This window comes from Rathayibacter sp. VKM Ac-2927 (genome assembly GCF_022815525.1).
GTDB lineage: Bacteria > Actinomycetota > Actinomycetes > Actinomycetales > Microbacteriaceae > Rathayibacter > Rathayibacter festucae.
This window is the reverse complement of record NZ_JALGRT010000007.1, coordinates 196,503-218,185: the sequence shown is the minus strand read 5'-3', so window position 1 is coordinate 218,185 and position 21,683 is coordinate 196,503. Positions and strand designations below refer to the sequence as shown.

Sequence of the window (21,683 nt, the reverse complement as noted above, 5' to 3'; positions counted from 1 at the left end):
GTCCCGCATGGTGCGTCGAGGCACGGTGGCGTCCGCGCTCGATCGGGTGCGGCGGGGTGGAGTGCGGCCGACTCGCTCCGTCGCCGCCGTGCGTCGCCGCGACTCCCCCGGCCGGCTCCTCGGCGCGACCGCCGCCTCCGCCGCCGCGATCGCGGTGCTCGCGCTCGCCCTCGCCGCCCTCGCTCCCCTCGCCGGGCTGCCCTCCGCGGCCGGCGGGACGACCGGGCCGTGCGACGAGCCGCGCGAGCTGCTCGCCGCCTCCTCAGTGGTCGACCGCGAGGGCGAGGCGCTGGCCGGGCATCTGCTGGCCTGCGTCGACGCCGACCACCGGAGTCTGACCATCCACAATGACACCCCCGTCGCCTGGGTGCTGAGCGATCCCGGGGTGCGCGGGGTGGTCGGTCAGAGCGACCCGCGCCGCGACGCCGGAGTCACCGGTCTGCTGAGCGCGTACTCCGCTCGGATCGGTCGCGGCCTGGTGCTCCCTCCGGGAGCGTCCGCCGCGATCTCGGCCGGTCCGGGCCGGCTGGCGCCGCGACCGGACGAGGAGGCGACCCGGCTGTTCCTCGCGCTGACGGCGATCGTCGGCGCCCAGGATCAGGTGCGGGCCACCGAGCCGGCGCGAGCGCCGCGGAGCGTGGTCCGGACGGCGGCGCTGACCTGCGCGCTCGCGCTCGTGCGGGACGGCGCCGCCCCCGGCGCCGCGTCGATCACCCGGGCGGCCGGCGAGCCCGCCTGCTCGGACGCCTGGCAGCGGGCGCAGGCGAAGGCCCTCGACGACCGGTGGACCCTCCCCGGTCTCGCCGAGGCCCTGGCGCTGCCCGGACGACCCGAGGCGGACGCCGCGCTCGCGCGGTCGGCGGCCGACTGGTTCGCGGCGTCGGCCGGCTTCTCCTGGGGCGGCGTCGACCGGCCGGAGCGCCTGGACTGAGCACGCCGCCGGGGCGCGCGATGCCGGGGAACTCGGTGGCCGGGAACGCGGAACGGGCCGCCCTCCCGGAGGAGAGCGGCCCGTTCTGAAGAAGATCGCGGTGTCATCGAGACCCCGCGCTCGACCCGGTGAGGGGAGGAGCGGGGAGGACTATCGACGCAGGCCGAGACGCTCGATCAGCGAGCGGTAGCGGCTGATGTCCACGTCCGACAGGTAGCCGAGGAGTCGACGGCGCTGACCCACGAGCAGCAGCAGACCACGTCGCGAGTGGTGATCGTGCTTGTGCTCCTTGAGGTGCTCGGTGAGGTCCTTGATCCGCTTGGTCAGGACGGCCACCTGCACCTCGGGGGATCCGGTGTCACCGGGGTGGGTCGCGTACTCTTCGATGATCGCCTTCTTGACGTCTGCTTCGAGTGCCATGAATGGGATCCCCTCTCTCTCGTTGCGCGGTGCCCGGCGCCTGATGCGTGGGCTCTCTTGATCCGCGGCCGTTGGACGGCAACCTGAGGAGCCTACCAGAGCACAGGGGCCGGTGGTCGAGCGGATCGGTCGCCTGCCGGCGGGGGCCGGCGGGGACCGGTGGGTCAGGCGCCGACGGCCCGGTTCCAGAGCTCGACGAGCCACGGCGAGACGAGCAGCTCCCAGAAGAGGACGACGAGCACGTTCAGCCCGACGCCGATCCAGCCGGCGATCGCCGGACGGCCCTCGCGGCGTCGCGCGCGGATCGAGGAGACGCCGAGCAGCACGCCGGCGAGCAGGAGCGCGTGGATGATCGCGGTGTAGAGGACGCCCACGAGCAGGTCGCTGACGGCCTGGTCGCCCGGGTAGGCGCCGAGCGAGATGATCGCGTACCAGACGAAGAACGCGATCGGGACGACGACGATCGCGAGGAGGATCGACGCCGTCGCGGCCCCGTAGCGTCGGCGGAGCGCGGCGAAGCGGCCTCCCGAGGCCGCGGCGCTCGAGCTCGCGGTGCGGGTCCGGGTGCGCGGAGCGGGGGCGGCGCGGCGCGCGGGGGCGGCGCCGGCGGCGCGCGGCGCGGTGGTGCGCGGGCGTCGGGGCGCGCCGTCGGATGACGTGCTCATGCTCCCCACCCTACGGGCTCCGTCCTGACGGCCCCGCGCGCCCGATCGCCGCGCTGCACCGCCGCGCAGCACCACCGCCCAGCACCACCGCCGTCGCCTCCGCACGGACCCTGCGGGCAGGCACGAGAATGGAGCGGGTGAGCCAGCCCCCCTCCGCGCCCCGGCGCAGCCACGTCGTCGACCTCTCCCCCCTCCGCGAGTCCCCCGCCTTCGCCCGCCTCTGGGCGGGCAACGTGATCTCCGGCATCGGCGGGCAGATGACGATCGTCGCCGTCGGCCTGCACATCTACGAGCTGACCGGATCGACGCTCGCCGTCGCGATGGTCGGCGTGGTGGCGCTGGTGCCGACCGTGATCGCCGGGCTGTACGGCGGCATGCTCGCGGACGCCTTCGACCGGCGGCTGGTGCTGCTGCTCTCCGCGATCGTCGCCTGGGGTTCGACCGCGGCGATCGCGGCGCTCGCCTGGTTCGGGGCGGAGACCCCGCTCACCCTCTACGCGCTGACGGCGGTCAACGCCGTGGCGACGACCATCATCGGCGCGACCCGGATGACGGTGGCGCCGCGGCTGCTGCGGCTCGAGCTGGTGCCGGCGGCGGCGGCGCTCGGCGGGATAGCGGGCGGCGTGGAGGTGACGGTCGGGCCGGCTCTCGCGGGCGTGCTGGTCGCCTCCTCCGGCTTCGCGGTGACCTACACGATCGACGTGGTGCTCTTCCTCGCGGCATTCCTCGGCATCGCCGGGCTGCCCGCGCTGGTGCCCGAGGGCGAGCGGCAGCGGCCGGGGCTGGAGTCGCTGCGCTACGGGCTGCGGTTCCTCCGCGGGGCGCCGAACATCCGGCTGTCCTTCCTCGTCGACATCGTGGCGATGACGTTCGGGCAGCCGCGGGTCGTCTTCCCGGCGGCGGCCGCGCTGCTGCTGGGCGGCGGGGCGGTGACCGTCGGCTTCCTCACCGCGGCGTACGCGGTCGGGGCGCTGCTGAGCAGCGTCTTCTCGGGGCGGCTGACCGGGGTGCGGCATCAGGGGCTCGCGATCGGCCGGTCGATCCAGGCCTACGGCGCGCTGATCCTCGGCTTCGGCGCGGTGCTGCTGGTCGCGGAGCTGACGGCGCACGACGCCTCCGAGCCGAACCTCGGCCTGATCGCGGCGGCGTCGGTCGCGCTCGCGGGAGCCGGTGCGGCCGACAACGTCAGCTCGATCTTCCGGCAGACGATGCTGCAGACCGCGGTGCCCGACAACATGCGCGGGCGGCTGCAGGGCGTCTTCATCGTGGTGGTCACGGGCGGGCCGCGGGTGGGCGACCTCTACACGGGGCTGCTCGCCTCGCTCGCACTGCTCTGGCTGCCGCCGCTGGCCGGCGGACTGGCGATCGTCTTGATCCTGGCGGCGGTGCTGCGGCTCAGCCCGGGCTTCCGGCGCTACGACGCGCTGCACCCGGTGGCCTGAGGCCCGGGGGACCGCGCCGCACCCCGCTGGACGGGCGTGCGACGCGGTCGACGGGCTACTCGCCCGCGTAGGCGCCGGCGGCGTTGCCGTCGGTGAGGTCGTTCGAGACCTCGCCGCTGTCGTCGTCGCGTCCCTCGACGCGGACGGGGCGGTAGACGTGGAAGCCGTCGATCTCGCCGTCCAGCTCCCAGACGACCTCGACCTCCTCGCCGTCGATGTCGGCGACGCGGGTGAGGGAGCGCTGCGGGGAGCCGTCGATGAGTTCGAGGCGGATGCTCTCCTGCTCCGCGCCGCTGTCGAGCATGGCCGTGTACGTGGTGGTGTCCATCCCTCGACGCTAGCCAGGCCGTCGGCGCGCTCGCCACCCCTTGCGGCGGCCGTGCTTCCGCGTAGCGTCGGCAGCATGACCGACACCACCATCACCCCCGCCACGGACGACGACCGCGCTCAGATCACCGAGATCGTGAAGAGCGCGAAGATCGGACTCCTCACCACCGTCAACGAGACCGGGCAGCTCGTCAGCCGGCCGCTCGCCGCGCAGGACGTCGACTTCGACGGCGACCTCTGGTTCTTCACTCAGGACCCGTCGGCGAAGGTCGACGACATCCGCGCCAACCCGAGCGTCAACGTCGCCTTCGAATCGAAGAAGGGCTACCTGTCGGTGGCCGGCTCGGCGACCGTCGTGCACGACCCCGCCAAGGTGGACGAGCTGTGGTCGCCCTCGATCTCGGCCTGGTTCCCCGACGGCAAGGACGACCCGACCGTTGCGCTGCTGCGCGTCTCGGCCGAGACCGTCGAGCTCTGGGTGACCGACTCCCCCGCCCCCGTCGTGCTCTTCAAGGTCGCCAAGGCGGCCGTCACCGGCGGCCAGCCCGACATCGGCGAGAACCGCACCGTCTCCTTCGAGTAGCCGCGGCTCCTTCCTCTCCGCGAGATGCCACTTGTGCACGCTTTTCACGGCGTGTCTTGCTCATAAGTGGCATCTCGCGGGAGGGGTAGAAGTGCGGACTCTTTCCGCGAGATGCCAGTTGTGCACGCCTTTTGCGGCGTGTCGCGTGCACAAGTGGCATCTCGCGGAGGGGGGCAGAGGTTACGGGCCGCCGAAGCGCTCGGTGCGGACTCGGGCGGGGTCGTGGCCCTGGGCGACGAGGGCGGTGGCGACGGCCTCGACGAAGGCGGTGGGGCCGCAGACGTAGACCGTCGGCTCCTCCGAGGCGGGGATCGCCGTGGCGGCCAGCAGCTCGGGCGTGAGCCGGCCCGCGGGACGTGCGGCGTCGGGCGGGGCGACGCGGGTGTACACGAGCTCGGTCTCGACGCCGCCGCGGTCGGCGGGAAGCTCGCCGAGTGCGCGCAGGTCGTCGCGGTAGTAGGCGAAGACGCTGGAGCGCACGGAGTAGAGCAGGCGCATCGGGGCGGCGCTGCCGACGCGGCCGTGCTCGCGAGCCATCGCCATCAGCGGGACCAGACCGCTGCCGCCGGCGATCAGCTGCACCGGCTCGGTCTGCTCGGGACGCCAGACGAACCAGCCGCCGATCGGACCGCGCACCTCGAGGCGGTCACCCGCCTCCAGGCCCTCGACCAGGTAGGGCGAGACCTCCCCGTCGTCGAGGCGCTCGACGGCCAGCTCGACGCGCTCGCCGTCGGAGGGCGCGCCGATGGAGTAGGAGCGGCTCGCCTGGTAGCCGTCGGGCGCGGTCAGCCGCACGTCGAGGTGCTGCCCGGCGAGGTGCCCGGGCCAGCCGGGGACGCGGAGCGCGATGAGGCGAGAGGTCGGAGTGAGCGGCAGGACCGACTCGGTCACCGCCTCCGTCCAGATCACCAGTAGCGCTCCTCCTTCCAGGGATCGCCGTGCATGTGGTAGCCGTTCTGCTCCCAGAAGCCGGGCTCGTCGCCGGGCATGAGGCGGAGGCTGCGGACCCACTTCGCGCTCTTCCAGAGGTAGAGGTGCGGCACGAGCAGCCGCGCGGGGCCGCCGTGCTCGGCCGCGAGCGGCGCCCCCTCGAACTCGGTCGCGATCCAGGCCTTGCCGTCACGGATCTCGGAGAGCGGCAGGTTGGTCGTGTAGCCGCCGTAGCTCTGCGCCATCACGAAGCCGGCGTCGCTCTCGATGCCGTCGAGCAGGAGGTCGACCGAGACGCCGCGCCAGTTCGTCGCGAGCTTGGACCAGCGCGTGACGCAGTGGAGATCGGTGTGGATGTCCTCGCGGGGCAGCGCGGCGAACTCGTCCGCCGTCCAGCGGCGCACTCCTGCGGGGCCGGCGTCGATCGAGAAGGCCCACTCGTGGATGTTCGGGGTCGGTCCGATCGAGAGGACGGGGAAGCCCTTCTCCAGGTACTGGCCCGGCGGGATGTCCGGGTTCTGCTCGCGCTTGCCGAAGAAGCCCCGCGTGATGATGCCCATGTCCGCCTCAAGTCCTCGGGTGCGCCCCGGTCCGTGGATGCCGCTCGTCGCTCGCCAGGCTAGCGCGCGGCGCCCCGCTACCGCATCGGGCCGCGAGCGGCGAGCCCGCGACCGTGTCGGGGGTGGGTGCGAGGATCGGGCCATGAGCAGAACAGTCGTGCCGCCGTATCTCCTCGTCCGCATCGCCCGACTCGACGACCCGGCGTTCGCCCGGGCCGCGCGGGCGGCCAGCCGCTCGCTCGAGCAGGACGTGCCCTTCCGTCGCGTCCGGCCGGGCGAGCCCTCCCCCGGTCGCTCGACCGCCACCGCGTCGCCGGTCCCCCGCGCGGAGCGGGTCGCCGCCCTCCAGCGGACCATCTCGGACGCGCAGACGACCGAGACCCTGCCCGGCACCGTCGTGCGCACCGAGGGCGCTCCCGCCACCGGCGACGCCGCGGCGGACGAGGCCTACGACGGGCTCGGCGCGATGTCCGAGTTCCTGCAGCAGGCCTTCGGCCGCGACTCGATCGACGACGCCTGGCTGCCGCTGGACGCGACGGTGCACTTCGGCGAGGACTACGACAACGCCTTCTGGGACGGCTCGCGCATGGTCTTCGGCGACGGCGACGGGCAGGTCTTCCGCCGCTTCACGGTCTCGCAGAGCGTGATCGGCCACGAGCTGGCGCACGGGATCACCGAGTACACCGCCAACCTGGTCTACCGCGGGCAGTCGGGGGCGCTCAACGAGTCGATCTCGGACGTGTTCGGCGCGATGCTCGAGCAGTTCGGCGCCGGCCAGAGCGCGGAGGACGCGAGCTGGCTGATCGGCGAGGGCCTCTTCACCGACGAGGTGCAGGGCACCGCGCTGCGCTCGATGATCGCGCCGGGCACCGCCTACGACGACGACGTGCTCGGCAAGGACCCGCAGCCCGGCTCGATGGCCGACTACGTCGACACCGAGGACGACAACGGCGGCGTGCACATCAACTCCGGCATCCCCAACCGCGCGTTCGCCGTCGCGGCGATCGAGCTCGGCGGTCCCTCGTGGGAGCGCGCGGGGCAGGTCTGGTACGACGTGCTGACCGGCGGCGTGCTCACCGCGACGGCGGATTTCGAGGGCTTCGCCGCCCTCACCGTGGCCGCCGCGGCCGAGCGCTTCGGCGGCGGCTCCGAGGTCGAGGCGGCGGTCCGCACCGGCTGGACGACGGTGGGGGTCGCGCTGCCGGAGTAGCCGGCTCCCCCTGCTGGTCGAGGAGCCGGCGCAGCCGCCTCCCCCTGCTGGTCGAGTAGCCCCGCAGGGGCGTATCGAGACCCACCATCGTCAGCAGTCCCGTCTGCAGGCTCGCCTCTCGGCGGTGGTGGATCTCGATACGCCCGCTGCGCGGGCTACTCGATCAGCATGGGGGCCCAACGCGCGGGTCACACGGCCGGCATGAGCGCCCGTCGCGCGGACCACACGGGCAGCATGAGGTCCCGCCGCGCGGGCTGCTCGACCAGCATGCTGTGGGGGCGGGCGCGTACGATCGCGGCCATGGATGTGATCGTGTCGCGCAGTGGCGGCTTCGCCGGGCTCCGCCGGGTCTGGCGGATCGATGTCGATCAGCAGCCGGACGAGGGCGCCTGGCACGCTCTGATCGGCTCGCTCGACTGGGACGACCGGCCGCGCGCCGCGGCGACCCCCGCCGGGCGGCCCGACCGGTTCGTCTACGAGATCCGGGTGCAGACGCACACGGTGCGGCTCGGTGAGACGGAGCTCGACGGGGCCTGGCGCGAGCTGGTCGAGCGGGTGAAGAGGGCGCAGCCGCGCTGAGGGCCTCGGTAGTCGACGAGCGAAGGCGCAGACCCCGGTGATCCGGGGGCTGCGCCTTCAGTGCTTGCGGGGTGGGTCTCGATACGCCCCTTCGGGGCTACTCGACCAGCATGAATCGAGACGCCCCTTCGAGGTACTCGACCAGCACGAATCGATACGCCCCTTCGGGGCTATTCGACCAGCATGCGGCGGAGTGCGGGCTTACTTGGTGCCGAGGAGGTCGATCACGAAGATCAGGGTCTTGCCGGAGAGGGGGTGGCCTCCGCCGGCGGGGCCGTAGGCGAGGGCGGGCGGGCAGATCAGCTTGCGACGGCCGCCGACCTTCATGCCGGGGATGCCCTGCTGCCAGGCGCGGATGAGGTTGTTGAGGGGGAAGTTGATCGACTGGTTGCGGCTCCAGGAGGAGTCGAACTCCTCGCCGGTGTCGTACTCGACGCCGAGGTAGTGCACGTCGACGGTGGAGCCGGGCTGGGCCTCGGCGCCGTCGCCGATGACGAGGTCCTCGACGACGAGGGTGTCGGGGGCCGGGCCGTCGGGGGCGTCGAGCTCGGGCTTGGTCAGGTTCTCGCTGCTCATGCTCTCCATCCTAGGAGGGCCGCCCTGGACGCTCGGTCCGGCCGCTCCCCCGCCCGGACCGGCTCACTCCACCAGGGTGAGGCGCTGCGTCGGCCGGGTCATCGCGACGTACAGCGAGGCGGCGCCGCGCTCCTCCGCCGCGATCAGCCGCGGCCGGGCGATCACGACGGAGTCGAACTCGAGCCCCTTCGCGTCGGCCGTCGAGAGCACGGCGACCGGCCGGTCGAGTCCGCGGGAGCCGCGGCCGACCTCGCGGCCCAGTTCCTGCTCCAGCCGTGCGGTGATCGCGTCGAGCTCGTCGTCGGGCGCGATCACGGCGAGCGTGCCGTCCCCGATCGCGCGGTCCTCCAGGACGACGGCGAGCACCCGGTCGGCGAGCACGGCGTCGCCGCGGTCGCGCACGGTGCGGACCGGCCACTCCGTGGAGCGCACCGCCTCGCCCGGGGTGATCTCGAGTCCGTTCTCGCGCGCGGTGCGCTCGGCGTAGGCGACGATCTGCGCGGGCGTGCGGTAGTTGACCGTCAGCTCCTCGAGGCGCCACGGCGCGGCCTCGCCGTCGCGGCCCTGGCGGCCGAAGGTGTCGCGGAGGGCCGCGTCCCAGCTGGATGCGGCAGAGGCGCCGGACGCCTGGGCGACGTCGCCGACGATGGTGAAGGAGCGCATCGGGCAGCGCCGCAGCAGCACCCGCCACTGCATCGGCGAGAGCTCCTGCGCCTCGTCGACCACGACGTGCCCGTAGGTCCAGGAGCGGTCGGCCGCCGCGCGCTCGGCGGTGGTGCCGACACTGGTGCGCTCGGCGAAGCCGGCTGCGAGGTCCTTGGCGTTGACGAGCCCGTCGACGCCCATGTTGCGGATCGCGGCCTCGGCGTTCTCGACGTCGCGGCGGCGCTGCTCCTTCTCGGCCTTCTTCTGCGCGTCGGCGTGGTCGTCGTAGGCGCCGAGGAGCTCGGCCGCCTCGTCGAGCAGCGGCACGTCGGAGACGGTGAAGGCTGCGTCGCGGTCGCGGCGGAGCAGGGCGCGCTGGTCCGGGGTCCAGCGCGGGGTGAGCGAGGCGAACCAGTTCGGCCGGGCGTAGAGGTCCTGCAGCAGCTTCTCCGGGGTGAGCGGGATCCACGCGGTGTTGAGGGCGACGCGGACGTCGTAGGCGGTGCGGACGTCCTCGCGGAGGACGGCCTCGTCGGCCTCGTCGACCGTGTTGCCGTGGCTGCGGAGCTGGTCGGCGAGCTGCCGCGTCAGCTGGGTGATCATCGCCTTGACGAAGGTGACGCGGGCCTCGTTGTGCGGCTTGCGGGAGTCGCGGGCGCGGGTGATCGCCCGCTCGACCTCGTGCGGCTCGAGCCGCAGCTTCTCGCCGTTGACGTCGAGGACCAGCGTCTCGGCCGGCACGGCCTGGCGCGAGCGGACGGCGCGCTTGAGCAGCTCGGCCATCCGCGCGGAGCCCTTGACCCGGGCGACCGCCGGGCGGTCCTCCTCGATCAGGTCGAGGCCCGGGTAGAGCTGGCCGAGGGTGGAGAGCACGACGCCGGTCTCGCCGAGCGACGGCAGCACCGCCTCGATGTAGCGCAGGAAGGAGCGCGACGGCCCGACGACGAGCACCCCGGACGAGGCGATGCGGTCGCGGTGCGAGTAGAGGAGGTACGCGGCGCGGTGCAGCGCCACCGCGGTCTTGCCGGTGCCAGGGCCGCCCTGCACGACGAGCACGCCCCGCAGCTCGGAGCGGATGATGCGGTCCTGCTCGCTCTGGATGGTCGCGACGATGTCGTGCATCCGCCCCGTGCGCTGGGCGCCGAGGGCCGCCATCAGCGCGCCCTCGCCCTGAAGCGCCGTGCCCTCGCGGAGCAGCTCCTCGTCGAAGACCTCGTCCTCGAAGCGGACCACCTCGCGGCCGCGGAGGGTCAGGTGCCGGCGGGCGCGGGTGCCCATCGGCCGGGCGGCGGTGGCCTGGTAGAAGGCGGCCGACTGGGGAGCGCGCCAGTCGAGCAGCAGGGTGTCCTGCTCGTCGTCGCGGAGGCCGATGCGGCCGATGTAGCGGTGCTCCGTCTCGGCGTCGGCGAGGGTGAGCCGGCCGAAGGCGAGCCGGTCGTCGGCGCCCGAGAGCGAGCGGATGCGGTCCTCGTAGAGGCGCGCGAACGCGTCGCGCTCGGACCGGCTCTGGTGGTTGCCGCCGACGCTCTCGATCCGGACCGAGTCGAGCGCCTCCCTGGACTGCGCGATCAGCTCGTCGAGGCGGGCGTAGAGCCCCGCCACGTACGCGCGCTCGCGCGAGAGCTCGGACTCGAGGATCGTGTCGCTGTCCGTCATCGTGCGCCCTTCCCTGCCGGTTCCGCGGTCTCGGGCGGGAGGCGGATGCGCTCCGGGGACCGTCGAAAACAGGCGGTCCAGTCTAACGACCGCGCGGGCGCCGACCGGCGCGACGGGGCTTCTCGCGCCTCGCCGAGGGCGAACGGCGCCGCCCTCTTGCGGGCGGCCGCCGAGAGGCGCATGCTGTCCTCCAAGAAGAGTTCGACGCCCCGTCAGAGCAGCCGGCCCTGCCGCTGCCGCAGGGCGTCGAGGTCTTTTAACGGGCGTACCTGGCTGAGGGTCTCGCTGCGCCGCTCGGGAAGAGAAGCGGCCGCCCCCGCGTTGCACGGTGCATGCCTTCGACGAGCAGCACTGTCACCGCCCCCTCCCGCGCCTCGATCGACACCACCGAGTCGGCCCGCGCCGGCTGGGAGTCGTGGCTCGCGCGCCGCGCCGAACGGGTCACCGGCCCGCGCGGCGACCTGGCCCTGGTCGAGACCCGCTGGCTCGAGCCGGGCGAGCGCGTCGACGACGAGGCCGCGCTGGCCGGCTACGGGCCGACCGCGACCCTCACGCGCATGCGCCGCGCGAGCCTGGACACCGGCGAGGAGGAGTACGGCTACCGCGTCTGGGACGCGGCCTCCGAGGGCATCCGCTCGTTCGACGCGATCGAGACCTTCCCCTTCGACGCCGCCTGGGTGCTCGAGGCCTGGTTCGAGCCGGTCGACGACGCGCGCACCATCCCGTTCGAGCACCTCCGCGACAACGGAGCGACGCGCGACCTCGTCGTGCCCGGCGACATCACCTTCTCGCTCGTCGACGACGGGCGGGCGCACGAGTACACGGTCGCCGCGTTCGACGACGGCGGCACGCTGCTCGTCCCGTTCGGCGACCCGACCAACCGCAGTGACGACCCGGAGCTGAAGAGCTACCCGGTCGGCCGGTTCCTCGTGGTGCAGCGCCTGGGCGGAGCGGCCGACGCCGGGACGCCCGGCCCGGTGCTGCTCGACTTCAATCGCGCCTACATCCCGCCGTGCGGGTTCTCGCCGCACTACAACTGCCCGCTGCCGCCCGCGCAGAACCGCCTCGGCGTCGCGGTCACCGCCGGCGAGCGCCGGGTGCTGCGCGCCGACTGAGGCCGCTCGGGCTCAGGGTCGGCCGTCTCCCGCGGGAGGCGCCGGCCTCGGGTCCGCCGGCCTCGGCTCAGAGACTCTCCCAGGTCGTGCGCGCGGCAGGGCCCGGCACAATGCGGACGCGGTCGATCGCCGACCGACGCCCCTCCCGGTCGACGAAGGCGAGCTCGAGCCGCTCGCCCGAGTCCGCGTCGGAGGCGAGCGAGGCCGCGCCGTGCGGGGCCGGGCGGTTCTCGTCGCCCCACTGGGCGAGCGCGACGAGGACGAGCTTGAGCGCACGGCCCTGCTCGGTCAGCTCGTAGCGCGAGCGCTCCCGCGAGCCCTCCGGCCGGTAGGGCACCTTCTCGAAGACGCCCGCCTCGGTCAGGGTCCGCAGCCGCGCCGAGAGCACATCGCTCGGCACCCCGAGCCGCTCGCGGAACTCCGAGTAGGTGCTCGCCCCGCGCAGCGCCTCGCGGACGATCAGGAGGCTCCAGCGCTCGCCGAGCAGTTCGAGCGACCGGGCGACCGAGCAGCGCTCGGCGCGGTCGTCGTCGACGTCGACGGGGCTGCGGGCGGTGGACACTCACCGAGACTAACCCGGCTCGACCTCGCTTGGACATTCCAAGCCAGGGCACTAGCGTGACCTCCATGCCGACTCCCAGCACTCTCGTCCGCCCTTCCGCGCGCTTCGGGCGGCGAGGCGCCTTCTGGGTCTCGACGCTCGTGCTGGCGCTCTGCCTCTGGTCCAGCGGCGCCCCCTCCGTGCTCTACCCGAGCTACGTCCAGGAGTGGGGCCTCTCCCCCGTCGTCATCACCTCCGTCTTCGGCGCCTACCCCGTCGCGCTGCTGCTCGCGCTGCTCCTGATCGGCGGACTGTCCGACGTGATCGGGCGGCGGCGGACGATGCTGCTGGGCATCGCGCTGATCGCGGTCTCGGCGGTCGTGTTCTCGCTCGCGGACGGCGTCGCGCTCCTCTACGTCGGCCGGGCGATGCAGGGCGTCGGGACCGCGCTGGCGCTCAGTGCGGCGAGCGCCTCCCTCGTGGACGACAACGTGTCCGCGAACCCGCGCCTGCCCTCCTCGCTCACGACCGTGTCGACCGCCGCGGGGCTCACCCTCTCGCTGCTGCTCTCGGGCGCGCTGGCGCAGTACGCGCCGCTGCCGCTGCAGCTGAGCTACTGGGTCCTGGCGCTGGTCGGGGCGGTCACCCTCGTCCTGCTGGCGCTCGGCCGCGACGACCGCCCGGTCGCGGGCGCCCGCTGGCGGCCGCACCTCCCCTCCGTGCCGGTCGGCCTCCGAAGGGCGTACGCCGGCGCGACCCTCGCCGTCTCGGTCGCCTACGCGGTCGGCGCCCTCGTGCTCTCCCTCGGCGCCCAGATGGCCCGGGAGCTGACCGGCACGACCGACCTGCTCGTGATCGGCTCGGTGCTCGCGCTCTCGTCGATCGTGATCGGGCTCACCGCCCTGGCGATCCAGCGCGTGCACGCGCACCTCGCGATCATCGTCGGCGCCGTGGTCGCGATCGCCGGGCTCGCGCTGATGGAGTGGACGGCGGCCAGCGGCTCGCTCGTGCTGTTCGTCGCCTTCATGATCGTCGGCGGCGTCGGCTACTCGCTCAGCTTCTCCGGCGGGCTCGCGCTGGTCGGGCAGGCGGCTCCGGCCGAGCACCGCGGCTCGATGATCTCGGCCGTGTACCTCCTGAGCTATCTGGTCCAGGCGATCACGGCCGTCGCGGCCGGGGCCGTGGCGACGGCGCTCGGGCTGGAGGCGGCGATCGACCTGGTCGCGCCGGCCGTGGCGGTCCTCGCTCTCGCCTCGGGGGTCGTCGCCGTCGTCGATCTGCGGCGTCGCCTCGCGGAGGGGCGCGGCGTCGAGACGGCGCCTGTCGCGGAGGTCGCGGCGGTCCAGCCGCGCTGATCGGCGCGCTCGACCGCGGAGAGCGGCGTCAGCTGAGGGCGGCGTCAGCTGACGGCGATCAGGCGGCCGAGCGCCTCGGGCAGCCGGCGCAGCACCGAGACGTGGCCGTCGTCGGGGTGCTCGATCAGCTGGGCGGTCGGGAGCAGCGCCCGGAGCCGTCGGGCGTGGTGCGCCGGGATCACGCGGTCGAGGCCGCCCTGGACGAGGACGACCGGGCAGCGGATCGCCGCGAGGTCGACTCCCCACGGCGCGGCGAAGGCGACGTCGTCGTCGATCAGGCCGCCGTCACCCCACTCCTCCGAGCGCGCGACGTCCTCGCCGAGGGCCGTCCACTCCTCCTCGAGGGCCGCGTAGTCGGCCGCCACGAACGACTCGGGGTCGAACTCGTCGGTCTCGGCGAAGCGGGCGCGCGCCTCGCGGCCGTCGCGCGCCGACGCGAGGCCGCCCGGAGCGGCCATGCCGTCGAACCAGGCGGGGTCGCCGTCGTCCGGGGCGGGTGAGGCGAGGACGACGACGCCGTCGACCCTGTCGCCGAGCAGTGCGGCGCAGGCCAGGGCGTGCGGGCCGCCACCCGAGGCGCCCGCGGTGAGGATCCGGTCGAGGCCCAGCGCGTCGAGCACGGCGCGGACGTCCTCCGCCGCGGAGGCGACGTCGCGGCCCGGGAGCTCGGTCGAGCCGCCGTAGCCGGGGCGAGCGTAGGAGAGGAGGCGGAGTCCGCGCGCGCGGGCGGCCTCGAGCACCGGGGGGAGCAGGGCGCCGGTCTGCGGGGAGCCGTGCTGCCAGAGCAGCGGCCGCCCCTCGTCGCCACTGTCGTGGACGACGAGCGTCCTGCCGTCGCCGGTCGCGACCTCGATGGTGGGGGCCATGTCCTGCTCCTGTCCTCTCGCGGACCCCGCGGCCCGCTGATGCCTCGGTCCGGACCGCTCAACCGCCGGTGAGCGCCGCGCGGCGGGCGACGAGCTCGTCGAGCAGCACGCGCTCGTCGACGGCGGCCGCTCGACCGCCGCGGCCGGCGAGCTGCTGCTGGCGCACGTGCGCGAGCCTCGTCGCGGAGCGGATGAAGCCGCGCATCGCCCGGGGCCGGTCGCCCCCGGCCACCCGGGCCCAGCGCGCCGCGGTGCGACGACCCTCGGCTGTGCCGATCATCCGCACCTCGGTCGGCGAGAGCCAGCCCGCAGCCGCGTAATCGCCGAGTCGCTCGAGCGTGACCCGCCGCTCCTGCCGGCGCAGGAGCGCCACGACCACCACGGCGACCACGAACAGCGGCACCTGCACCACGCCGTAGAAGCCGAACCAGTCGGCGACGAGGAAGGACGAGCCGTTCCAGAGCGCGTGCAGGAACGCCGCGAGGGCGAGTCCCAGGAGCGCGATCGGCAGGCGCGCGGCCGGCGGGCGGCTCATCGCGAACCCGAGGGCCGCACCGGTGCAGGACGTGAAGAGCACGTGCGCGAAGGGCGACAGCACGCCGCGGAGGAAGAACGTGACGGCGAGCGAGCCGAGACCGCCCTCCACCAGCGCGCTGCCGAAGTAGAGGATGTTCTCGACGAAGGCGAAGCCGGAGGCGACGACCGCCGCGTAGACGATGCCGTCGACCGGTCCGTCGAAGCTGCGGCGCCAGATCAGCAGGATCAGCAGCACGCCGAGGCCCTTCGCCGACTCCTCGACGATCGGCGCCTGGATCACGGCGCCGACGAAGTCCGACTCGCTCGGCTGCGCACCGGAGGCGTAGACCGCGATCTGCACGCCGAGGTCGACCAGCAGCGAGATGGCCACCGAGCCGGCCGCTCCCCAGAGGAAGGCGAACCAGAGGCCGAGCGGCGCTTCGGGCTCCCAGCGGTCGACCCAGCGGACGCCGGCCAGCACGATCAGCAGCGGCACCAGGGCGACGACCGCGCAGATCCCGGCCGCGGTCGCGCCGAGCCCGGAGACGACGTAGGCGAGGACGAGGAGCAGCAGGACCCCGAGCAGCGCGACGCCGATCGCGCCCAGCACCGTCGGGACGATCGAGGGGCGGGCGGGGGCCGGCGGCGGATAGGCGCTCATGGGCTCCGAGGGTAGGGCACCGGCGGGCGCGCGGTCCGGCGGTTGACAGGGGGTGCGGGTGTGGCGTGCCGCGGGACCGCCAGGGTGATCGAGTAGCCCGCGGAGCGGGCGCATCGAGATCCGCCGTTGTCAGAAGCCCTGTCCGCAGACCCGCCCCGCCGACGACGGCGGGTCTCGATACGCCCCTCCGGGGCTACTCGACCACCATGACCTCGTCGGTGCGGGGATGTCCATGCTGATCGAGTAGCCCGCGCAGCGGGCTTATCGAGATCCACCACCGTCAGAAGCCCGGTCCGCAGACCCGCCCCGCTGGCCACGGCGGGTCTCGATACGCCCCTCCGGGGCCACTCGACCACCATGACCTCGTCGGTGCCGGGAGGTCCCTGCTGATCGAGGAGCCCGCGCAGCGGGCGTATCGAGATCCACCACCGTGAAGACGGACGCCGCCGCATCCTCCCCCTCACCACCGAGTCGCGAAGCGGCTTCGTCGTGCGGGTCGGAGGCAGCGCAGCGCGCGGAGCCGTGTCCGATTCCCGCGATCCTCCGGCCGCGGGGCGTGCCAGTCTCGGAGCATGATCGAGGATCCGCTGTTCGAGGAGCGCTACCGCGCGGTCGCCTCGCGCGACTCCCGCTTCGACGGCCGGTTCATCACCGGGGTGCACTCGACCGGCATCTACTGCCGGCCGAGCTGTCCCGCCACGACGCCCCGGCCCGCGAACGTCCGGTTCTACCCGACCGCGGCGGCCGCGCACGAGGCGGGCCTGCGCGCCTGCAAGCGCTGCCTGCCGGACGCGGTGCCCGGGTCGCCGGAGTGGAACCTGCGCGACGACACCGCGGCGCGCGCGATGCGGCTGATCGGCGACGGTGTGGTCGATCGCGAGGGGGTCGAGGGGCTGGCCGGGCGCCTGGGCTACGGCGCCCGCCAGCTCGGGCGGATCCTGCGCGTCGAGCTGGGTGCGCCGCCGCTCGCCCTCGCCCGGGCGCAGCGGGCGCAGACCGCCCGGCTGCTGCTCACCGGCACGGAGCTGCCGGTGTCGGAGGTGGCGTTCGCCGCGGGGTTCGCGAGCATCCGGCAGTTCAACGCGACGATCCAGGAGGTGTACGAGCGGAGCCCGAGCGCACTGCGGGCCTCGGCCCGGGGAGGCCGGTCGGAGGCGGCCGTCCACGCGGGCGCGACGACGCTCGAGCTGCGGCTCGCCGTGCGGGCGCCGTTCGATCCGGGCGTGCTCGCCGTCCTCGGCGCCGACGCAGTGCCGGGGCTCGAGGAGGCGGGGCAGGGCCGGTACTCGCGCTCGCTCGCGCTGCCCGGCGGCCCGGCGGTCGTGCGGCTCGAGCCGGACGGCGAGGCGATCCGCTGCACCGCGACCCTGGTCTCGGTGGCCGACGTCGGCCCCCTGGTCGCGCGGGTGCGCCGGCTGCTCGACCTCGACGCCGACTCCGCCGCGATCGACGAGGCGCTCGGCGCCGATCCGGTGCTGGCGCCGCTGGTCGCCGAGACCCCCGGGATACGCCTGGCGGGCTCCGTCGACCCGGCCGAGACCCTGCTGCGCGCGCTGATCGGGCTCGGTGCGCCGGCTGCGGTCGCGCGCACGGCGCTGACCCGGCTGGTCGCGGCGCTCGGCGAGCCGCTGCCCGCCGGCCTCGCCGCCGGCGGCGTCACCCACGCGTTCCCGTCTCCCGCGGCGATCGCGGAGAACGGAGCGGACGTGCTGCGCGGCTCCGAACGCCTCATCGAGACGGTCCGGCGGAGCGCGGCCCTCCTGGCTGACGGCACTCTGCGCCTGGACGCGGGCCTCCGCCGCGAGGACCTGGTGGAGCGCCTGCTCGCCGTCGACGGCATCGACCCGGCGACGGCCGTCTCCGTCGCGGCGCGGATCACCGGCGACCCGGACGTCCTGCCGGCCGGCGACCGCGCCGTCCGCGCCAGCGCCGCCGCACTCGGCCTCCCCTCGACTCCCCGAGCCCTCGCCGAGACCGCTCGCCCCTGGGCCCCCTGGCGCAGCTACGCCGCCCGCCACCTCGCCGCGAGATGCCACTTATGAGCGCGACACGCCGCAAAGGGCGCGCACAAGTGGCATCTCGCGGAAAGCTGACCGCGACGCACTGCCGCTGAGTGCGACCCGCCCGAGTGATGCGTCTCGGCGGCTGCTCGCGCAATCGCTCCCCGCGAGATGCCACTTATAAGCGCGACACGCCGAGGAAAGCGTGCACAAGTGGCATCTCGCGGAGGGGGCGGGGCGGGCTACTCCGTGGGGGGCTCGATGATCGGGAGGGACGCGGTCATCGCCTCGATGCCGGAGAGGCGGGCGGGCGAGATGAGGCGCAGGACCTCCTCGCGGGACATCAGGCCGGCCTCGACGACGAGGTCGGCGACGTTGCGGCCGGTGGCGAGCGCCGCCTTCGCGATCGCCGCCGACGCGGTGTAGCCGATGCTCGGGGTCAGCGCGGTCACGACGCCGACGGAGGAGGCGACCATCGCCTCGAGCCGGTCGACGTTCGCGGTGATGCCGTCGATGCAGTTGATGCGAAGGGTGAGGCAGGCCTGGGTCATCCAGGTGATGCTCTGCAGGAGCGAGTGCGCGATGACGGGCTCGAACGCGTTCAGCTGCAGCTGACCCGCCTCGGCCGCCATCGTCACGGTGACGTCGGCGCCCGCCACCGAGTAGGCGACCTGGTTGACCACCTCGGGGATCACCGGGTTCACCTTGCCGGGCATGATGCTCGAGCCCGCCTGGCGTGACGGCAGGTTGATCTCGCCGAAGCCGGCCTGCGGGCCGGAGGAGAGCAGGCGCAGGTCGTTGCAGATCTTCGACAGCTTGATGGCCGAGCGCTTCAGCGCGCTCGAGAACGACATGAAGACCCCGGTGTCGCTGGTGGCCTCCACGAGGTCCTGCGCCATCTCGAGGTCGAGGTCGGTGAGCTCGTTGAGGTGGCGGACGGCGGCCGCGCCGTAGCGCGGGTCGGCGGTGATGCCGGTGCCGATCGCGGTGGCGCCGATGTTGACCTCGGCGAGCAGCCAGATCGTCTCCGAGAGGCGGGCGTGGTCCTCGCCGAGCGTGGTGGCGAAGCCGTGGAACTCCTGGCCGAGGGTCATCGGGACGGCGTCCTGCAGCTGGGTGCGGCCGACCTTGAGGACGCTGCCGAACTCGACGGCCTTCCGCGAGAACGCGGCCTGGAGCAGGGCGAGCTCGTCGAGCAGGCGGCGCAGCGACCACGTCATCGCGATCTTGATCGAGGTGGGGTAGACGTCGTTCGTCGACTGGCTGCGGTTCACGTCGTCGAGCGGGTGCAGGAAGGCGTAGTCGCCCTTGGGGCGCCCGGCGATCTCGAGGGCGACGTTGGCGACGACCTCGTTCGCGTTCATGTTGGTCGAGGTGCCCGCGCCGCCCTGGATCACGCCGACCACGAACTGGTCGTGGAACTCGCCGTCGATGATCCGGCGGCAGGCCTGCTCGATCAGCTCGGCCTTCGCCGGGGCGAGGCTGCCGATCTCGGTGTTCGCCCGCGCGGCGGCGAGCTTGACGGTCGCCAGGGCGCGGACCAGATCGGGGTAGATCGAGATCGGGCGCTTGGAGATCGGGAAGTTGTCCAGCGCTCGGGCGGTGTGGATGCCCCAGTAGGCGTCGGCCGGGATCTCGAGCGAGCCGAGCGAGTCGGTCTCGGTGCGGGTGTCGGCGTCCACGGGGGGTCCTTCCGGCGGGGCCTGCAGGGCGGCGCCCCGCGGGCCGTTGCTTAGGGGGTCGTTGCTCGCAGGTTCGGTGCTCGCAGGGTCGGTGCTCTCGGGGAGGGTGGTCGAGGCGGATGTCACGTCAGCTCCGTCGCTGTCGTCGTGCGGCCCCGAAGGGTGCAGGGGGTCCGCGAACTGCGCCGCCAGCCTACGCCGGGCTCCTCTCCGGGCGGATCGGCGGCGTTCGGCGCAGGCTCCGGCTCGCCTCCTGCTCGACGGATCACCGGACGCCGGACGGGTGGACGGATCCACCGTCGGTCGGGCCACCTCGGACGAAGCGGCCACCGAAAGACCGTGGCGCGCAGAGTGGCCCTTCTTCTCGCCCCCAGGGACGCGTGGACCGGGCCACTCTCGGAGCATCACCTCGAGATCGGATGCCCCATGCTCGCCCTGCTCCTCGTCCTCGCTCTCCTCGCCGCCGTCGCGGTTCCGCTCGCACTCGCGGTCCGGCGCGACGGCTACTCCCCCGTCGCGTTCGACCGCGCCTACGACAGCCGGGGCGGCGGCGCCTGACACGGTGCCGCCACCCCGCGCTCAGTCGACGCGGTCCGGCTCCGGGATGCTCGGCGCGGCCTGCAGTCCGCCGCTCAGCGCGTAGCGCTCCTCGGGCGAGAGGACGAGGCGCTTCCGGCCCCAGACGGCGAAGCCGATCAGGATGATCACGTACACCACGGCGATGGCGATGATCGCCGGCTGGAACGCGTCGTTGAAGAGGAAGCCGAGGAAGATCAGCACGTTGATCAGTGCCGCGATCACCGCACCCGGGAGGCCCCACGGGCTGCGGTAGGGCCGGCTCGCGTTCGGGAACCGGCGGCGCAGCAGCACGAACGACACCATCTGCATGAAGTAGGCGACGACCGCGCCCCAGACCGCGATGTTCAGCACGATCGCGCCCGCGACGGCGCCGGCGTTGTCCGGGTCGAGCCTGCTGAGCACGTCGACGACGACGAGGGCGACGAAGCCGATCACGGCCCCCACGGTGAGCGCGATCCACGGAGTCTGGCGCTTGCCGGTGAGCGAGAACACCCGCGGGTAGTAGCCGGCCCGGGAGAGCGAGTACATGTTGCGCCCGTAGGCGAACATGATGCCCTGCAGCGACGCGAGCAGCCCGATCAGGGCGAAGAGCGCGAGCACAGCGGCCGCGCCGTCGCCGACCATCGCGCGGAAGCCGTCGAGCAGCGGCTCGGTCGAGACGCCCATGTCCTCGGAGCCGATCAGCGCCGTGTTGAGGAAGAGCACGAGCAGGCCGGTCACGATCAGGGTGCCGCGGGCCCAGAAGCCGGCGCGGGGGATGTCGCGGACCGGGTCGTGCGCCTCCTCGGCCGCGAGCGGCAGCTCCTCGATGCCGAGGAAGAACCACATGGCGAACGGCAGCGCGAAGAGGATCGGCAGGACGCCGTGCGGGAGGAACTCGGTCTGACCCGCGTCCGGCGCGATGTTCCACAGACTCGACCAGTCCAGCGCCGGCGACAGCAGCGCCATCACGGAGAAGGCCAGGAGGATCGCGATGGACACGATCGAGACGACGATCGCGAAGCGGAACGAGATCGCCGCGCCCGCCGAGTTCAGGGCGACGAAGACGATGTAGAGCACCAGCCACCAGATCCACATCGCACCGGAGAGATCGAAGCCGAGCAGCTCGCTCGTCACCCCGTTCGCGTACTGCGCGGAGAAGAACACGACCACGGCGGTGGTGGCCACGTACTCGATGGTCTCGGCCAGCCCCGTGACCAGGCCGCCCCAGGGCCCCATGGCCGAGCGGGCGAAGGAGTAGGCGCCGCCGGTGTGCGGCATCGCGGCGGACATCTCGCCGATCGAGAAGATGAGGCCGTAGTACATCACCACGAGGACGGCGAAGGCGATCAGCATCCCGCCGAAGCCGGCGAAGTCGATGCCGAAGTTCCAGCCGGAGAAGTCGCCGGAGATGACGGCGGCGACCGCCAGGCCCCACAGCCCCCAGACGCCGGCGGAGCGGCGCAGGGTGCGCTTCTCGAAGTAGCCGGCCTCGGCCTCGCGGTAGGTCACCCCCGCGGTGCTGGTGACGTTCGCGGAGTCGGGTCCGGACGCCGCCGGACGCCTCGCACCCTTGCTCGTCGGAGTCTGCTTCGTCTGCTCTGCCATCGGGTCTCCTCGGCTCGGGTGGTCCGAGCATAGGGACCTCAATGGACGCTGGGAAGACCGATGGCGTTACGACGGTGTGAACGGCGCGATCCGAAGGATCCGACGATCGGCGCGAGCTCCGCGCCAGCGAGCGCGGCGTCACTCCCCGGCGACAGCGGCTGTGCTTCAATGGACCCCGATCCGACCATGCGGCCTCGTCCGGCCACCCGGCGGAGTGACCCCCGGAGGCATCCCATGGCACCTGTCAGCGCCGAGAG

General features: G+C 73.5%; 21 protein-coding genes. 9 read left to right on the top strand and 12 right to left on the bottom strand.

Features of this window, described 5'->3' with window-relative positions:
* Positions 1-7 precede the first annotated feature (7 nt).
* A complete protein-coding gene (locus MT353_RS18910) occupies positions 8-931 on the top strand; it encodes a hypothetical protein (RefSeq protein WP_243625600.1) in 924 nt (307 codons plus the stop codon).
* A 150-nt stretch (positions 932-1,081) separates the two neighbouring features.
* Here MT353_RS18910 and rpsO read toward each other — a convergent pair whose 3' ends face one another.
* On the bottom strand, positions 1,082-1,351 hold the full coding sequence (rpsO, locus tag MT353_RS18905) for a 30S ribosomal protein S15 (protein ID WP_123447896.1): 270 nt from the start codon (positions 1,349-1,351) through the stop codon (positions 1,082-1,084).
* Between the two features lie 164 nt (positions 1,352-1,515).
* Positions 1,516-2,016, bottom strand: coding sequence for a hypothetical protein (locus MT353_RS18900; RefSeq protein ID WP_243625599.1), 501 nt, complete (start codon positions 2,014-2,016; stop codon positions 1,516-1,518).
* A gap of 128 nt (positions 2,017-2,144) precedes the next feature.
* Between MT353_RS18900 and MT353_RS18895 the strand changes: the two genes are divergently transcribed.
* Positions 2,145-3,458 carry an MFS transporter gene (locus MT353_RS18895; protein WP_374204725.1) on the top strand — a complete coding sequence of 438 codons (1,314 nt, stop codon included), beginning with the start codon at positions 2,145-2,147 and terminating at the stop codon, positions 3,456-3,458.
* 55 nt (positions 3,459-3,513) lie between these two features.
* On the opposite strand, the gene MT353_RS18890 is transcribed toward MT353_RS18895, so the two are convergent.
* The gene (locus MT353_RS18890) at positions 3,514-3,786 is read right to left on the bottom strand and encodes a hypothetical protein (protein ID WP_243598643.1); all 273 of its coding nucleotides are present in this window, start codon (positions 3,784-3,786) and stop codon (positions 3,514-3,516) included.
* A gap of 75 nt (positions 3,787-3,861) precedes the next feature.
* On the opposite strand from MT353_RS18890, the gene MT353_RS18885 reads away from it, so the two are divergent.
* On the top strand, positions 3,862-4,368 hold the full coding sequence (locus MT353_RS18885; protein ID WP_123737212.1) for a pyridoxamine 5'-phosphate oxidase family protein: 507 nt from the start codon (positions 3,862-3,864) through the stop codon (positions 4,366-4,368).
* 180 nt (positions 4,369-4,548) lie between these two features.
* Here the strand turns inward: MT353_RS18885 and MT353_RS18880 are convergent, their stop codons facing one another.
* Both MT353_RS18880 and MT353_RS18875 read right to left on the bottom strand, forming a co-directional pair.
* Positions 4,549-5,277, bottom strand: a complete 729-nt coding sequence (locus MT353_RS18880; protein WP_243598642.1) for a ferredoxin reductase — start codon at positions 5,275-5,277, stop codon at positions 4,549-4,551.
* On the bottom strand, positions 5,274-5,858 hold the full coding sequence (locus MT353_RS18875; RefSeq protein ID WP_123447901.1) for a molybdopterin-dependent oxidoreductase: 585 nt from the start codon (positions 5,856-5,858) through the stop codon (positions 5,274-5,276). Before MT353_RS18875 ends, MT353_RS18880 begins: the two co-directional genes overlap by 4 nt.
* Before the next feature lie 142 nt (positions 5,859-6,000).
* Here MT353_RS18875 and MT353_RS18870 point away from each other — a divergent pair, with 142 nt between their 5' ends.
* Positions 6,001-7,068 carry a M4 family metallopeptidase gene (locus MT353_RS18870; protein ID WP_243625598.1) on the top strand — a complete coding sequence of 356 codons (1,068 nt, stop codon included), beginning with the start codon at positions 6,001-6,003 and terminating at the stop codon, positions 7,066-7,068.
* A 300-nt stretch (positions 7,069-7,368) separates the two neighbouring features.
* Positions 7,369-7,647, top strand: a complete 279-nt coding sequence (locus MT353_RS18865) for a protealysin inhibitor emfourin (protein ID WP_133963663.1) — start codon at positions 7,369-7,371, stop codon at positions 7,645-7,647.
* A 201-nt stretch (positions 7,648-7,848) separates the two neighbouring features.
* Here the strand turns inward: MT353_RS18865 and MT353_RS18860 are convergent, their stop codons facing one another.
* Together MT353_RS18860 and MT353_RS18855 are read right to left on the bottom strand one after the other, a co-directional pair.
* On the bottom strand, positions 7,849-8,223 hold the full coding sequence (locus MT353_RS18860) for an FKBP-type peptidyl-prolyl cis-trans isomerase (RefSeq protein ID WP_123447904.1): 375 nt from the start codon (positions 8,221-8,223) through the stop codon (positions 7,849-7,851).
* Between the two features lie 63 nt (positions 8,224-8,286).
* Positions 8,287-10,524 carry a UvrD-helicase domain-containing protein gene (locus tag MT353_RS18855; protein WP_243625597.1) on the bottom strand — a complete coding sequence of 746 codons (2,238 nt, stop codon included), beginning with the start codon at positions 10,522-10,524 and terminating at the stop codon, positions 8,287-8,289.
* 332 nt (positions 10,525-10,856) lie between these two features.
* On the opposite strand from MT353_RS18855, the gene MT353_RS18850 reads away from it, so the two are divergent.
* Positions 10,857-11,639, top strand: a complete 783-nt coding sequence (locus tag MT353_RS18850; RefSeq protein WP_123737215.1) for a DUF1684 domain-containing protein — start codon at positions 10,857-10,859, stop codon at positions 11,637-11,639.
* A 67-nt stretch (positions 11,640-11,706) separates the two neighbouring features.
* Here the strand turns inward: MT353_RS18850 and MT353_RS18845 are convergent, their stop codons facing one another.
* Positions 11,707-12,201: a helix-turn-helix domain-containing protein gene (locus MT353_RS18845; protein ID WP_243625596.1), complete on the bottom strand. Its 495-nt coding sequence runs from the start codon at positions 12,199-12,201 to the stop codon at positions 11,707-11,709.
* A gap of 65 nt (positions 12,202-12,266) precedes the next feature.
* On the opposite strand from MT353_RS18845, the gene MT353_RS18840 reads away from it, so the two are divergent.
* A complete protein-coding gene (locus tag MT353_RS18840; protein WP_243625595.1) occupies positions 12,267-13,535 on the top strand; it encodes an MFS transporter in 1,269 nt (422 codons plus the stop codon).
* Positions 13,536-13,579: 44 nt separating this feature from the next.
* Here MT353_RS18840 and MT353_RS18835 read toward each other — a convergent pair whose 3' ends face one another.
* On the bottom strand, positions 13,580-14,401 hold the full coding sequence (locus MT353_RS18835) for an alpha/beta fold hydrolase (protein WP_243598636.1): 822 nt from the start codon (positions 14,399-14,401) through the stop codon (positions 13,580-13,582).
* A gap of 58 nt (positions 14,402-14,459) precedes the next feature.
* On the bottom strand, positions 14,460-15,578 hold the full coding sequence (locus tag MT353_RS18830; RefSeq protein WP_243625594.1) for a PrsW family intramembrane metalloprotease: 1,119 nt from the start codon (positions 15,576-15,578) through the stop codon (positions 14,460-14,462).
* Between the two features lie 572 nt (positions 15,579-16,150).
* Here MT353_RS18830 and MT353_RS18825 point away from each other — a divergent pair.
* The gene (locus tag MT353_RS18825) at positions 16,151-17,620 is read left to right on the top strand and encodes an Ada metal-binding domain-containing protein (RefSeq protein ID WP_243625593.1); all 1,470 of its coding nucleotides are present in this window, start codon (positions 16,151-16,153) and stop codon (positions 17,618-17,620) included.
* Positions 17,621-17,820: 200 nt separating this feature from the next.
* Here the strand turns inward: MT353_RS18825 and MT353_RS18820 are convergent, their stop codons facing one another.
* Entirely contained in the window at positions 17,821-19,260 is a 1,440-nt protein-coding gene (locus MT353_RS18820) for an aspartate ammonia-lyase (protein WP_243625592.1), read from the bottom strand.
* A gap of 426 nt (positions 19,261-19,686) precedes the next feature.
* On the opposite strand from MT353_RS18820, the gene MT353_RS21755 reads away from it, so the two are divergent.
* Positions 19,687-19,818, top strand: a complete 132-nt coding sequence (locus MT353_RS21755; RefSeq protein ID WP_279392003.1) for a hypothetical protein — start codon at positions 19,687-19,689, stop codon at positions 19,816-19,818.
* A 21-nt stretch (positions 19,819-19,839) separates the two neighbouring features.
* Here MT353_RS21755 and MT353_RS18815 read toward each other — a convergent pair whose 3' ends face one another.
* Positions 19,840-21,426, bottom strand: a complete 1,587-nt coding sequence (locus tag MT353_RS18815; RefSeq protein WP_123447918.1) for an amino acid permease — start codon at positions 21,424-21,426, stop codon at positions 19,840-19,842.
* Between the last annotated feature and the right edge of the window lie 257 nt (positions 21,427-21,683).